Annotated in this window: 11 protein-coding genes; 3 read left to right on the forward strand and 8 right to left on the reverse strand. The window is 35.4% G+C overall.

The window, feature by feature from the left end; genetic code table 11:
* Positions 1 to 43: 43 nt before the first annotated feature.
* The 6 genes from AC3E9U_RS01750 to AC3E9U_RS01775 form a co-directional block, all read right to left on the reverse strand.
* A complete protein-coding gene (locus AC3E9U_RS01750) occupies positions 44 to 3,079 on the reverse strand; it encodes a type I restriction endonuclease subunit R (protein WP_488745179.1) in 3,036 nt (1,011 codons plus the stop codon).
* An 8-nt stretch (positions 3,080 to 3,087) separates the two neighbouring features.
* Positions 3,088 to 4,929, reverse strand: coding sequence for a DUF262 domain-containing protein (locus AC3E9U_RS01755; RefSeq protein WP_488745180.1), 1,842 nt, complete (start codon positions 4,927 to 4,929; stop codon positions 3,088 to 3,090).
* The gene (locus AC3E9U_RS01760; protein WP_488745181.1) at positions 4,922 to 6,121 is read right to left on the reverse strand and encodes a protein NO VEIN domain-containing protein; all 1,200 of its coding nucleotides are present in this window, start codon (positions 6,119 to 6,121) and stop codon (positions 4,922 to 4,924) included. Before AC3E9U_RS01760 ends, AC3E9U_RS01755 begins: the two co-directional genes overlap by 8 nt.
* Before the next feature lie 13 nt (positions 6,122 to 6,134).
* A complete protein-coding gene (locus tag AC3E9U_RS01765) occupies positions 6,135 to 7,433 on the reverse strand; it encodes a restriction endonuclease subunit S (protein ID WP_488745182.1) in 1,299 nt (432 codons plus the stop codon).
* 3 nt (positions 7,434 to 7,436) lie between these two features.
* Positions 7,437 to 9,785 (reverse strand): type I restriction-modification system subunit M, encoded by a 2,349-nt coding sequence (locus AC3E9U_RS01770; RefSeq protein WP_488745183.1) that lies wholly within the window; start codon positions 9,783 to 9,785, stop codon positions 7,437 to 7,439.
* 183 nt (positions 9,786 to 9,968) lie between these two features.
* Positions 9,969 to 10,718 (reverse strand): hypothetical protein, encoded by a 750-nt coding sequence (locus tag AC3E9U_RS01775; protein WP_488745184.1) that lies wholly within the window; start codon positions 10,716 to 10,718, stop codon positions 9,969 to 9,971.
* A 322-nt stretch (positions 10,719 to 11,040) separates the two neighbouring features.
* Here AC3E9U_RS01775 and AC3E9U_RS01780 point away from each other — a divergent pair, with 322 nt between their 5' ends.
* Complete coding sequence (locus AC3E9U_RS01780) at positions 11,041 to 11,223, forward strand: hypothetical protein (RefSeq protein ID WP_488745185.1); 183 nt, start codon at positions 11,041 to 11,043, stop codon at positions 11,221 to 11,223.
* Positions 11,224 to 11,357: 134 nt separating this feature from the next.
* Positions 11,358 to 11,651, forward strand: a complete 294-nt coding sequence (locus AC3E9U_RS01785) for a GIY-YIG nuclease family protein (protein WP_488745186.1) — start codon at positions 11,358 to 11,360, stop codon at positions 11,649 to 11,651.
* A 114-nt stretch (positions 11,652 to 11,765) separates the two neighbouring features.
* Here AC3E9U_RS01785 and AC3E9U_RS01790 read toward each other — a convergent pair whose 3' ends face one another.
* Positions 11,766 to 12,323, reverse strand: coding sequence for a DUF6642 family protein (locus AC3E9U_RS01790; protein ID WP_488745187.1), 558 nt, complete (start codon positions 12,321 to 12,323; stop codon positions 11,766 to 11,768).
* Positions 12,324 to 12,450: 127 nt separating this feature from the next.
* Positions 12,451 to 12,849 carry a ribosomal maturation YjgA family protein gene (locus AC3E9U_RS01795; protein WP_488745188.1) on the reverse strand — a complete coding sequence of 133 codons (399 nt, stop codon included), beginning with the start codon at positions 12,847 to 12,849 and terminating at the stop codon, positions 12,451 to 12,453.
* Positions 12,850 to 12,987: 138 nt separating this feature from the next.
* Here AC3E9U_RS01795 and AC3E9U_RS01800 point away from each other — a divergent pair, with 138 nt between their 5' ends.
* A complete protein-coding gene (locus tag AC3E9U_RS01800) occupies positions 12,988 to 13,788 on the forward strand; it encodes an oxygenase MpaB family protein (protein WP_488745189.1) in 801 nt (266 codons plus the stop codon).
* Positions 13,789 to 13,984: the final 196 nt, after the last annotated feature.

Consider the following 13,984-nt stretch of genomic DNA (forward strand, 5'->3'; position numbering starts at 1 on the left):
CTATAGCTAATCATTAAATTACTTCGAACAAATTTTTAATTAATTATCTATTAGCACTAACCATTCGCTTCATAGTATCTAAAAATGCTTGATAAAAAGCTTCGTCTTTGGCATACATACGATAAAGGTCTAATTCGTTTTTTCTTTGTTTTGACATTACATCGTCTAAAATTTTTTTAAAAGCAAGTTCTCTATTCGATGCATCTTGATTATTAGCTACTTTATTTATATAATCTGGGTGTGCTTGAATTTGTTTTCCTAAAGAAACAAATTTTATTCTTTGTTCGTCAGGTGTGGCATCCCAACCTTGAAACCATCTCTCATTAAAGCTTTTTACAATCAATTCTAAATGGTCTTTTTCTTCTTCTTTATTGTGTGCACCTCTTGGGTTCGGATTCTGTGGGTCTAATTGTGTTTCAGAATCATCTAAACCGATTGTCGAGTTTAACTTCACACGTTCTAATCCGTAGGTAGACAAATCAACTGAATCTAATAAACCATCAATTTCATTCGTTTTATCAACAACAATTAATTTAGGAATTAAAAATTTTAAGAACCAATATAGTTTTTCCCAGGCAAGCATTTCAAATGGCAAAATAGCTGCCATTTGCCCATAAATCTTAACAAATTGTTTTGCTTTAATTTTAAAATCGGCTTTATTGGAATCTTCCAAACCTAACTCAATATTAAATCGCTCTGCGGCTACATCTATAATTGGACTTAATAATTGAGCATCTACTTTATCAAAATATTTCTTTACAAAATCCTCCACTTCATACCATTCGTAAACTCCAACATCATCAAGGGCTGATTTTAATTCATGTAAAACATTAACATCAGTAGCTCTACTAAGAGTAGTAGAAGTATAGAAAGGATCAAAGGCCTCTTTTATATCATCTGTAGAATTAAAAAAATCTAATACAAACAAATCTTCCGTTTTCTTACCATATTTATTGGCAGAACGGTTTAATCTCGATAAGGCTTGTACGGCTAAAACTCCTTGTAATTTTTTATCTAGATACATTGCAGTTAGCTTTGGTTGGTCAAATCCTGTCAAATATTTATTAGCTACAACCAGTAAGCGATAATTATCCTCATCAAATTTATCTTTGGTATCTTTTTCAGCAAAACCATTTAAAATTTCTTCAGAATACTCTATTCCATTTATGGTTTTCTTACCCGAGAAAGCGATAACCACATCAAACGGATTGCCTTTAGATTTTAAAATATCTTTAATAGCCAAATAGTAATTTATTGCCGATTCGATACTTTGCGTTACCACCATACCCTTGGCTTTTCCTTTCAAAAGTTTTTTATTTACAACCTGACTCATAAAATGGTCAAGCATAATCTCGGCTTTGGTGGCAATGGTTCTAGGGTCTCTTTCAACAAACGCTTTTAACTTTTTCTGTGCTTTAGCGGTATCGAATAATGGATTTTCTTCAATAGACTTACTAATTTCATAATAACTTTTATAGGTCGTATAATTTGCCAGTACATCCAGAATAAACCCTTCTTCAATAGCTTGTTTCATGGAATACAAATGAAACGGTTGAAAACTGCCATCAGCTTGTTTACTTCCAAATTTTTCCAGAGTAATATTTTTAGGAGTAGCCGTAAACGCAAAGTAGGAAGCATTCCCACGCATTTTTCTGGATCGCATGGCTTCCACAATTTTATCCTGTGCATCTTCGGGTTCTTCTTCTAAGCTATTTTTACCCATAGCCCGGTTCATATTATCAGCGGTAGAACCTCCTTGGCTACTGTGTGCTTCATCAATAATTACGGCAAAGTTCTTTTCACTTAAATCGGCTATACCATCAATAATAAAAGGGAATTTTTGAATGGTTGTAATGACAATTTTTTTACCATTTTCCAACGCTTCTTTTAATTCTCTTGACGAAAATGCAGGAGCTACAATATTTTTAACCTCTGAAAACTCCTTGATGTTATCACGTAATTGCTTATCAAGAATTCTTCTGTCCGTTACAACAATTACAGAATCAAATAATGGGTTTGTAATACCCTTGTTTCCAGAAACAGTTTCATTTTCAGGATAAGTCTCAATTAATTGATAAGCAGCCCAAGTAATCGAATTAGATTTACCCGAACCCGCCGAATGTTGAATCAAATAAGACTGGCCAGTACCATACTTACCTGCATGACTTACTAATTTGCGTACTACATCCATCTGGTGGTAACGTGGGAAATACAATGTCTTTTTATTTAACACATCACTATCCTTACCATCAAAACGCACAAAATGCTGAATGATATTGGCAATACTTTCCCTCGTAAACACCTCATCCCACAAATAAGTGGTTTTATGTCCGAAAGGATTAGGTGGATTTCCTTTTCCGTTATTGTTTCCTAAGTTAAAAGGGAGAAAGAACGTAGATGCACCGTCAAGTTTAGTGGTCATATAGGCTTCATCAGTATCAACAGCAAAATGTACAATACAACGTCCAAAGCTCAGTAGTGGCTGAGTAATATCACGTTTAAATTTATATTGATTAATACCATGAACTTTAGCATTTTGCCCTGTCCAATGGTTTTTCAGTTCCATAGTAGCAAAAGGAATCCCATTTATAAAGAAAACCATATCGATTTCCTCCAGCGGATTACTTAAAGAATAACGCAACTGTCGGGTTGCACTAAACTCATTTTTCTCAAAATTGTCTTTTATGGTTTGGCTACTACTCGCCAAAGGTGCCACATAAAATAAAGTAAAATGCGCATCATCTACATCCAAACCTTTTTTCAGCAAACGAAGAACACCATATTTTTTAATCAGCCTGTCAAAACGCTCAAGGATTTTTAATTTCCAATCTGATTGTTTCTGTAGTTTGGTTAATTCTTCTGCTTGAGTAGTTTCTAAAAAATGCCAAAACCGAACTTCATCAATTGCATATTTTGCATTGAACCCATTAGCTGCACCAATATAGTATCCATTACCGCTTCGATACATATTTGCGGTTTCTATAGTAATACCCTGTTCTTTGAAATCTTCAAGACAAGAACCGGTAAGTCTTTTTTCTATTGCAGCTTCAAGAGCTTGTTCGTTGGTTTGGCTAGGCATGGTTTCATTTAAATTTTATAATAATCGGTCGACCAAATATTTTCACAAAGCGATTTTACAACTTCAACTCTTTGTTCAATACTTTGCTTTTTTAAGTCAGTATGAGCTGTAAAAGGAATACTTGCAAGTTCGCTATTCCTAAAATTAGGATTTTTTAAATAAAAATCAGGGTGCAATGTTTGAGCATATGTATTTTCTTTTAAATAATGAGGTAATTTATCAACATAGTCATCACTATTAAAAGATTGATTTGTACCGTTTGGTAAAAGAATAAGGGCTCCAATTGAATTCCGTACTTCAGTAAATTCCCATTCTTGCTCAAATTCGTCTTTATGCTTATTAAAATGATTACTCCATAAATGCTCAACTTCAAATCTTTTGCCATTTGGAATTTGATATGATTCGTAAGTCATTCCTTTGCCAACACTTTGATCCACATGGGCTGTTAATCGACAAAGTAAATGTTTTACAAAAGAATAGTTCTGTTGATGTAATCTAAAGTTATTTATACCATCAAACGTTTGTTCCATTTGATCAATTTCATTAGATAATACAACATATAACTCCTCTAAACCAAGATTTCTAATATTTTTAGTGATATTAAAAAATGTATATTGAATAGAGGAAGCACCAAATTTCATAAAATTAACTGCTCTTCTAACTGTATAGGTTTCAATAAATCTGGCAACTGCGTCAATTTTCTTTTTCATAATATCCATTGAATCAGTTGATTTTAATGGAGCTAATAAGAGAGCATCAGACAACGAAGACGCTATACCCCAATAATTTGCATAAAATAAATGAGGACACGAATTATCATAGTCCGTACTTTTTTCCCATATATAGAAATAAGCTTTAACCATATAATCAAACTCTTTTTCAAAGAAAACTTTAAAATCATCAGATGAAATTAAATTGAATTTTTCTATATGATTATTTTTAAACCATTCATGTAGTCGTGTTCCTATTTGTTCATAATCCTGATTTTCGGAATCTACTTTTCTAGGTCTAACACTTATAGCAAATTTTGCTCTAAACCAAGCCTTGAAAAAATCTAAATCAGCATTTTCATCTAAATCATGAAGATTTTTAATGTGTGTTTTCCACATTTCATTCAATGAACTACGCTCTTTAGAATTGTTAATTCTGGATAACACATAACCTTTTAGCATTTCTGTTGCCGTAAGATTCATACCTCTATCATTCATTGTTTCAAAAATGGTATAGGCATTTTCATCAGAATAAGCAGTAATTTTAACTAATATTACATTTCCTATGAACCAATCAATAAAGTAAGGTAATGCTTCATCAGCTAAATCTTCTGGAAAAGATTGGTCAATATCGTTATATCGATTAACAATATTCACTACTGTTTCATCATCACTATCTTTTATTTTATATTCTCCATTCTCAAACAACCCTTTTAATACTTGCTGTCTATCTTCATCAGTCATATTAAATGACTTCTCACCATATTTTTCAGAGAAAACTAAGTTTTCAATATTAACCTGAGTTGTATTGTTTTTTTGTAAGTGATTAAGATATATCAAAAACAGTGTGATTGATGTAATTCGCTGTTGTCCATCAATTATTGAGTTCTTACCATCGGCAACACTAAAAACAACTGGTCCTAAATAATAACTCTGATAATTTGCAACATCAGAACGTTTGTCGCCTTTGTTATATGACTTTAAAAAAGCATTGGTTAAATCTTCTATTAAAGCAATCATATGCTTCTCTTGCCAACGATATTCTCTTTGAAAATAATCAATGAAAAACTTTTGATCTTTTAATAAATCATTAATACTTTTATCCGAGGCTTCTATTTTATTTTTTGTGTTGTTACTCATTAGTTATTTTTACTTTATAATTTACAGGCTCAATACACAATTTACTTATATCTCCTTTAATAATTTGAATATCTCCTTTTAGGGTTTTATCATCAAAATTATAAACACGATATAAGTAATAATTATCTTTTTCTATTTTACTTCTCTCCATTTCAGTTCTGGTAATATAAAATATTGCATCTGCATTACCTCTTGTTGTTTTTACCTCAATAAATTTTTTATTCCCTTTAATATCAAACGATAAAACATCATACCCTAACCCATCACCAAGATTTATAGCATCATGTCTTACATTTTTTATCAAATTGTACTTATCATGTTTTCTTAATTCTTCTTTTTCATATTCAAGTACAAATAATTCGCCTAACGTTCCTAATCTTTTATTTTCAATGTTGTTTTGTATATAGTTTGTCGAACTTGGACTGAAACTACTATTTGAAATCGAAACCTGAATATCGTTTGGAGAAAAAATATCTACATTAACTTGAGGATAATTCACTTCTGCAATTACATTGTCTTCAACAAACGGTATATGTTGAACAATAGCATAAATAAAGTCTTGTGTCAATATGTTTAAATTGGAATCAAAATAGCAATCTTCAGTAAGCCTTTGATTGTGTAATCTTAAAAGCTCTTGATCTTGTGAAACTTCATATTTAATAATGTCACATAAATGATGATATTGGCCTATGTTTTCTATTCTGCCCGCCACAGGGTTATAGTCATATTCAACTTTTTCAACGAAAGATTTGAACATTCGTTGTTTATAAAAATAGTATCGATCAGGGAATCGTAATGCTAAATAAACAATAATTGCTCTGTGATCTTGATAATCGTTGTCAGCATCTGGATATTCATCATTGAGATCTACTAAACTATTCCGAAAGTTCTCGATACGACTATTAATATCTAGCTCTTCGTTATACAGCTCTTTAAAATAACTTCTTATTAACTCGGGATTGTCTTCAGCATATCTCAACAACATGCCTTTAGGAAAGTATCGGCCAGAATCGAGCAAATTAGAAGTTAAATTCAATGATGTTGAAAGCATACTATAAAAATTTTCCGCTTCTATATCCCAATGTTCTTGAAACTGCTTTACAGCTTTCCACTTATAAAGCTCCTGATGATTTACAAAATCAAAATTATCTTTATATAACTCGATATAACTTTTTAATTTTTCAAAATTCATGAGCTTAAAATTATTAACAAACTTTTATCTTCCCTGTAACCACACTATCGATCAAAGTCACTTTATATTCCTTTAACTTCTCAATTTCCTGTTCTTTTATTGAAATGGCGTTGTCTATTTTGGCAGAATGCGTTTTTATAAATTCAATTATTTTTTTCTGTTCATCTATATTTGATGGAACAGGAAATCTTAGAGATTTTATTAAATCCTGACTTATGTTTGGTTGCCCCCCCCCATATCCTAATGAAATAATTTCTGTTCTGAAAGAGTATAACACATTAAAAAAATACTCTACTAAAATATTTTGGGGTTGGGTAAATACACAGCACGCTTGGTTAGTTGTAGAATCAATTTCTAGTATTCCTAATTTACCTATCGTTGCCCCATACATTGCCATGACTAGACTTCCTCTTGGATATATTTTTAAACTAGTAAAGTCTTTTAAAGCTTTGTTTTTCAAGGTTTTGTTAGTGTTTAAAATTCTCCCGTCATTTAAATCTCCTGTTTGTAAAAAATTAAACTCACCATCATAGTATCTCAAATCACCAGAAGTTGGAGTTGTTCCACTTCCTAATTTATTGAATAAATGAGTGACTTTCTTCACCTCCCAATGCTCTGGAATCTCCCCAATCCATTCCACACCGCTGTCTTTGAGTTTTACGTTTTTATCCAAACCTCTGGTTACAGCTTCCTGAATAATGATTTGTCTGCGTTCTTTGAGCAGGGCAATTTGTTTTTCTTTTATAGCAATGGCCTGTTCTATTTTGGCGGTTTTGTCGTCAAGGAAAGAAACAATTTGCTGTTGTTCTTCATAGTTGGGAAATGGAATTATGATGTCTCCAAATTTATCAAAGTATAGACGTAATCTCATATCCATTATTCCTCTCGAATGTTTTTTTAGCTCAGAAATACAAGGATCATTTCTAAATAAATAATGATAGAAATTACTTTCTATTTTAACTTTGGCTCTCAGAATGTCGTATGCAGGGCTTGTTACACCGTCATAATTGGAAACACCAATCGCCCCCATCCAAGCTAATAGCTTGTTAACCACAAGATCTCCTTTTTTAACAAGCCAGTAGCCATCTGTTGTAGATGCTTTATTTCCACGTTCCTCTAATTCCTTTCTGGGTTTAACACCGATATCCGTATATACAGACAATAATTCATAATCATTGTTTTTGGGAGCAGGTTCTGCAATTAGTCTAAATATATTTTTAACTCTTGTTGCTTCCCAATGTTCAGGGATCTCACCCAACCATTCAGATCCTGAATCTTTATAAACGTAGTAGGCATTTTTAATTTCTACCATCGCCTAAAAATTTAAAATTTCATGAATCAAACCGTCGCTTTGTCTTTCAAGTTCTAAGATATCGGCGGTTACAGCTTCTAAAGAACGCAATGGTTTGTGTTGGTAGAAATATTTGTTAAAACTTATTTCGTAACCAATTTTAGTAGCGTCAAGGTTTATCCAGGCTTCTGCAACATGTGGTTGTACTTCTTCTAAGAAATAGTCGTAAATATTGTTATTTAGGGGCACATTCTCCGTATCGCGCAAATCGCTTTCAGTTTCATAAACTAAATATTCCCCTTTTTTAGCAGTTGAATAATAGCCGTAATTAGGTAAGTCTTCCACTTTGCAATCTAAATGATGTAGCAATTGGTCTAGTTTGTCACCACTTAATTTTTGGATGCCTTTCACTACTTTTTCAGCGGTTTCATCATACCAGCTTACTGCATTTAAAATAGCATTTTTCTCAGTAGCACTTAGCTTAATACCTTGGGCTTTTAACAGGGTTTCAACTTCGTCTCTAAATACGTTAAAATCGGAATACTCTTTATTCCCCATTTTGCTCATTAAAGCATTTGAAGTATTAACAAGTGTCAATTGTTTTGTCCATGTTTCTTTTTTCAACAAGGCTTCTTCTTGTTTTTTATTCAAATCAAAACCTTCTTTATCAGCCCAGTCTAATATTTCTTTCTTATGAGGTTTCAAATCTTCATATACCTGTTCACCATACTGTTCGTAAACATGCTGCATAATATCTTTCAATCCTTTGTCAAAACGTAAATCTGCAATTCGCTCTGGTGTAAATTGGGCTTTTAAACGTTTTGGTCGTTCAATAGTTACTTTGTAATATCCAAAATCTGTATTATCAAAAACTTTAGAGGCAATGCTATTATCATCCAAACGTTCAACCGGAAGCAAACCGGAATATACTTTTAGTATTTCTGCAATATGCTCTGGTGATAATTCACAGTTTTTATTTCCTAAGTTCTTGCGGAGTTTCTTGTATAGTTGCCCCGCATCAATCAACTGCACTTTGCCTTTTCTGTTAGCAGCTTTGTTGTTAGACAAAATCCAGATGTAAGTGGTAATTCCTGTGTTGTAAAACAAGTTATTCGGTAACTGAACAATAGCTTCCAACCAATCGTTTTCAATAATGTAACGACGAATATTACTTTCACCACCACCAGCATCACCAGTAAACAAACTACTTCCGTTATGTACAGAGGCAATACGGGAACCTAAAGGGCTTTGGGAAAGGGGTTTCATTTTATTCACCATTTCCATCAAAAACAGCAATTGTCCGTCTGATGAACGCGGTACTGCATCTACAGCTTCTTCAATTTCCCAATAGTTTTTTAACTTAATCTGAAAACGGGAGTCGATAACCTCTTTACCGTCTTTAATGTATTTCTGCTCACTGGCCCACGATTTTCCGTAAGGCGGATTGGATAGCATAAAATCAAAAGTAGTTCCTGCAAATTCATCCGTCGAAAGTGTAGAACCAACACGAATATTTTCAGGATTATTCCCCTTAATCATCATATCCGATTTACAAATCGCATACGTTTCGTCATTGATTTCCTTTCCGTACAAATACACATCTGAGTTTACCGCCCTAATTTCTCCGTCAGGATCAACAATAAAGTTTTGTGACTCGGTTAACATACCACCACTACCACAAGCAGGGTCATAAATGGTCATTACGGCAGGAATTTTATCTTTAATAGGCTCAAAGATAATATGTGTCATTAAATCGATTACCTCACGAGGTGTAAAGTGTTCCCCAGCTTCTTCGTTATTTTCTTCGTTAAATTTTCTAATTAATTCTTCAAATACATAACCCATTCCCAGATTAGATAAGGCGGGCAATTTTTTTCCATTGCTGTCTAACTTTTCAAAAGGGGTTAAGTTAATATCGGGAGAAGTAAATTTGCCCAATACATCATACAAAACATCTTTGTTTGCCATATGACGTATTTGGCTTTTCAGATTAAATTTATCAACGATTTCTTTTACATTAGCACTGAAACCGTTTAGATAGTCCTCAAAATTCCCTAATAAAAGCTGCTGGCTATTCGTTGCTGTATTGTGCAAACGTTGTAATGTCCATTCACTGGTATTGTAAAAAACATAACCGGTTACATCTGTAAAACCTTTGTCATCCCACTCGGTAAATCCAGCTTCATCTCTTTGAAAAGCTAATTCTTCTAATACAGCTTCTTTTGTTGGCTCTAATAAAGCGTCTAAACGGCGCAAAACTACCATGGGTAAGATAACATCACGATATTTACCTCGAACGTAAACATCTCGCAAACAGTCATCTGCAATAGACCAAATAAAGGAAACTAATTTATTATGTACGGTGTGATTCATGTGGTTTGGAAAATTTCAATTTTTCCCAAACATAGCCATAAATAAACTCCTGTACAATCACTAAAATTGGTGATTTTAAAAAATTATTAAGAAGGTAGCTTCGAGAACCTCAGCCACAAACCGCACAAAAAAAGAAACCCCATGCCAAAAGCACAGGGTTTCCAAACCATAAACTACAAACCATCAAACAATCTCCAAAATATTCAGCGCATTATACTCCTCATTCTTCAACGAATACTGCACCCCGTTAACCTCCTGATAAAACGAAACCAATAACAGGAAAAACTGTTGCCCGGTTCCCGTGGGCACACTGGTAGGTGTTAAGGTAATGTTGGTTGGGGTAAGGTTAATCGGTACGGTAACGATGTTACTGTAAGCCACCTCAGAAGCCTCGGTAGCAAAATCCAATGCCAGTATCGCCCCCTGAAAACTCACATGCGTCGCCCCCTGAGGAAAATGGATCTGCTCGGCAGGAATCAGGTTGCTTAAAGAAATCACTCCGGTCGCAGTGTCCAGAGCGTAAGGGGCATACAACACACTGCTAAGCTCTGCATGATTGTTAAAATCAAACCCTTTTAAGGCCTGTTTTCCCTCCGGGGTGGAAATACCTACCGCTACATTCCGTTTTCCCCTGACCGATACCGTATCGAAACTCTTTACTTGCGACATCACCTGAGTCAGACGGCTGCTCAATCGGCTGTCTTTCGCCTTAAACACCATCGTACCCAAAGCGGTACGCAACAATTTACCGCTGCTGCCACTACCGCCAAATTCCGCGTTGTTCTCTCTCGTACGGATAAAGTTCGCATCCTTTGCAATCCGATCCTTGTCGATCCCACCCTTTTTACGCACATAATAAACACCTTCCTGTTTGTAAAACGTCAAATCTTCAACGGTTCCTTCAATCTTGATAATTCCTTTTGACTTTGCCATAATTTTAAAATTTAAAAAGTTACTAATTGTTTCATGCCAAAGTCAAAACAAAGCGCAGGCCAAAAAACCATGCCATTGCCGAAATTGCCGCCCTTTGCCGAAAAACACCAAAACCGCCCTTTTTAAACCATAATTTCCAAAACAATATATTTTCTTACAAAACTGGCATTGTTTTTGTATTTCAGATTTGAAAGAAAAATCATAAAAAATTACGTCATATTTACTCCGTACTTAAGCCGTACCAAAGCCGTATATAAGCCGTACATAGTCCGAGTGAAGCTGAGTAATAAAAAACAGTAAAAACAACCACAAAAAAACACCCATGAAAAGAATCTGCATCTACCCCAAAGATATTCAGCAAATCACAGGAAAAAGCGAGCGCCAGTCCCGCAACATCTACGCCAGGATCAAGGAACAAAACAACAAAGAAAAACATCAGCTGGTCACCATCGAAGAATTCTGCGCCTACATGGGCCTCAACCCAGAAACCCTTTTAATGAAATAATTGAATAAAGATTTGGCTTCGAGAACCTCAGCCACCAGGACGAACTATAAAGAGACAGATAATTTAACGCCAACAGGATGCCTGCGTACCCTGATCTCGAAGGGTCGAAGGCACATCAGTCACCACAAAAAAACATGAAAGGATACTTATACATTTTAGAATGCGCAGACGGAAGCTACTACACCGGAAGCACAATTGATCTAGAAAGAAGGCTCGAACAGCACCAGCAAGGAGAAGGCGCAAATCATACAAAGAAACGACTCCCTGTAGTGCTACGCTACTATGAAGAATACCAAAGAATTGATCAAGCCTTTTACAGGGAAAAACAAATACAGGGTTGGAGCAGAAAAAAGAAAGAAGCGCTAATCCTTGGCAATACGGAACTGCTATCAGAATTAGCCACTGCTTATAAGGATTTCAAATCATAAAGGTACTTTCGAGAGTCCAGCCCCAAGAATGTAGCAAGAAAAAGCCAATTTAATGACAGCACGGTGCCTGAGGCTCTCTTTACGACGGTGCCTGAGGCTCTCGAAGGCACACCCCTAATAATAAACCCTAAACCCCATAACGGAACACAATGCATACTGTTTCTCAAACAAAGCTTCTGTTAATTCCACCACGTCATCATACTCCTGACTGAGAGAAAAATACAGGTTATCTAAGACAGTACTAAGAATAGGGACTTGGTTAGCATAACCGGAAATGGCTCTGGCTCCTGTTACATCTAAAAAATACTGAAAAGTCTCCTCTTCCAGATCCAATTGGAGGGTATTAGCGAAGTGCACTATTTTGCCTTTCAGCTTTCCTTCAAAGAATTCGGCTATTTCTTCAAAACTGTAGTAGAAATTGTCAATTTTGAGTTCATTGGCCCTTCCCTCAAATACTAGATAAATAAAGGAATAATACTTGAAACCCTTGTCTTCGTAAAGCAAAGTACTGATACTTTCTTCAAAGCCTTCTATGCTATCGCAGGTCTTGTACACATTGGTAATGCCGTATTGCATCGCCAGTGCTTCCAGCGATGGGAGAATCGGACTCGTACCTGTAACCTCCGTATCCGGAACCGATTCCAGACAGTATATGTAATTGTGCTCAGACATAATAAATAATACTAAACGAAGGACTTTATATTTCAGCGCTTCTTATAGCAAATTTACCACAATCGGAGAAATTGGGAAGCTTATTTATGAAATAATAAAAACCACAATGACAGCTTCTGCGGTTGACTCATACACCTTCGGTAACCGTTATGATTTCTCTTTTGAACCAATATTTTTCAATAGCCAGTACGATGGTTATCCCAACGATGTATGTTAGTAAATCAATCCATGAGAAGGATGTTCCTATTACGGTTCTGGCTAGTTTTGAATGTTGGAGGTTTAGTTTTTCCACTATATTCAAAAACTGCATGAATTCAACAGTGAATGCGAACACCAATACTGCTATGGAAGCTGTTAAAACCGGTAATCTTACAAAGGACTTCAGAAAACAATAGATCAGGATTACGACCAAGACATCCCCAAGATACGGTCGGATGAAATCGTCATGGACATAGAGGGCAATTAATACTTCGGTAATGAATATCAGGACAGTGAAAGCGAAATAGTTTTTTTTGAATGTCAGCATAAACTTGATTTTGATGTGGAAAGTTTGGTTACATGTTCACTTTCTCCGGTTTCTTTTTACAAATGTAATAAACTTTGAAATACAAAGTACTTTTAAATAAATATATTTTTCTACCTTTACAAAAAGAATCATTTGCATATGAAAGACTTTGTAAAACATGACTCGGTTGTAAGGAGCATTTGGGGTAAGAGCGATACCATCCTGTTTATATTTGCGGGAGGCTCGGCGGAATTTGCTTTGAATAAGGCGGTGGACTGGCTGTATTTTACCGGTAAGCTTCCGTCGGATCCGTTGGGAAGACTATTTTCTACCGTTAGTTATGCGCGGAAGATTGTTTTTGCCACCGAGGAACAGGCCCACAAAGCCATTGATGCCATGGCCCATATCCACAAAGCAGTTGAGGAAAACCGTGGGGCGACCATACCCGACTGGGCTTACAGAGATGTGTTGTTTATGCTGATCCATTATTCGATTGCCGCTTATGAGCTGTTGGAACGAAAGCTTAGCCACGACGAAAAAGAGGAAGTGTACAATGTTTTTTACCGTGTGGGCGTTCGTATGGGATTGAACGAACTCCCTCCTACTTATATTGAGTGGCTGCCTGTGCGGGAGTCGCATTTAGAGGAGGACCTGCAAAAGAGCGCACTTACCGTTGATCTTTTCAAACAGTACAGGAAACATCTTGGACCGATGCGCTATATGGCTTTATTGGAAGCACAGAAATTAGTCGTGCCTGGCACCGTAAAAACCCAGGTGGGCTTTACAGATTATTCGCTGCTTGCCCCTATCGTTCCGGTGTATAAGATGAGCCGATTAGTGAAACTGGACTGGCTGATTAAGAACCTGCTGCTGCCTAAGGATTATATGGCACAGATCAAGGAGTTGGATGTGGTGGTAAAACTTAAGCCGCGATGTCCTGTACATAGTCTGGTACGATAGGAAACTTTCTTTGTTATTAGGCGATTTTTTTCTTTGGATTGTAGTCGTTGCTTATCCGGAAAAATGGAATTATGGTAATGATACACCCGTAGCCAATGTGTCCGCTTACAACTTAGACCATTTTCCCAAAGGAGCTAAATTTAGACTTTTCTCAAATATATTATGTAAGAAATTACATATAATTATAGATTTTATC

This window comes from Flavobacterium sp. 21.1 (assembly GCF_057801535.1).

Excerpts from the sequence above, each read along its gene's own strand:
- AC3E9U_RS01770 (WP_488745183.1), bottom strand. The coding sequence starts at position 9,785 with ATGAATCACACCGTACATAATAAATTAGTTTCCTTTATTTGGTCTATT.
- AC3E9U_RS01795 (WP_488745188.1), bottom strand. The coding sequence starts at position 12,849 with ATGCTGACATTCAAAAAAAACTATTTCGCTTTCACTGTCCTGATATTC.
- AC3E9U_RS01800 (WP_488745189.1), top strand. The coding sequence starts at position 12,988 with ATGAAAGACTTTGTAAAACATGACTCGGTTGTAAGGAGCATTTGGGGT.
- AC3E9U_RS01760 (WP_488745181.1), bottom strand. The coding sequence starts at position 6,121 with ATGAATTTTGAAAAATTAAAAAGTTATATCGAGTTATATAAAGATAAT.
- AC3E9U_RS01785 (WP_488745186.1), top strand. The coding sequence starts at position 11,358 with ATGAAAGGATACTTATACATTTTAGAATGCGCAGACGGAAGCTACTAC.
- AC3E9U_RS01755 (WP_488745180.1), bottom strand. The coding sequence starts at position 4,929 with ATGAGTAACAACACAAAAAATAAAATAGAAGCCTCGGATAAAAGTATT.
- AC3E9U_RS01790 (WP_488745187.1), bottom strand. The coding sequence starts at position 12,323 with ATGTCTGAGCACAATTACATATACTGTCTGGAATCGGTTCCGGATACG.
- AC3E9U_RS01750 (WP_488745179.1), bottom strand. The coding sequence starts at position 3,079 with ATGCCTAGCCAAACCAACGAACAAGCTCTTGAAGCTGCAATAGAAAAA.
- AC3E9U_RS01780 (WP_488745185.1), top strand. The coding sequence starts at position 11,041 with ATGAAAAGAATCTGCATCTACCCCAAAGATATTCAGCAAATCACAGGA.
- AC3E9U_RS01765 (WP_488745182.1), bottom strand. The coding sequence starts at position 7,433 with ATGGTAGAAATTAAAAATGCCTACTACGTTTATAAAGATTCAGGATCT.
- AC3E9U_RS01775 (WP_488745184.1), bottom strand. The coding sequence starts at position 10,718 with ATGGCAAAGTCAAAAGGAATTATCAAGATTGAAGGAACCGTTGAAGAT.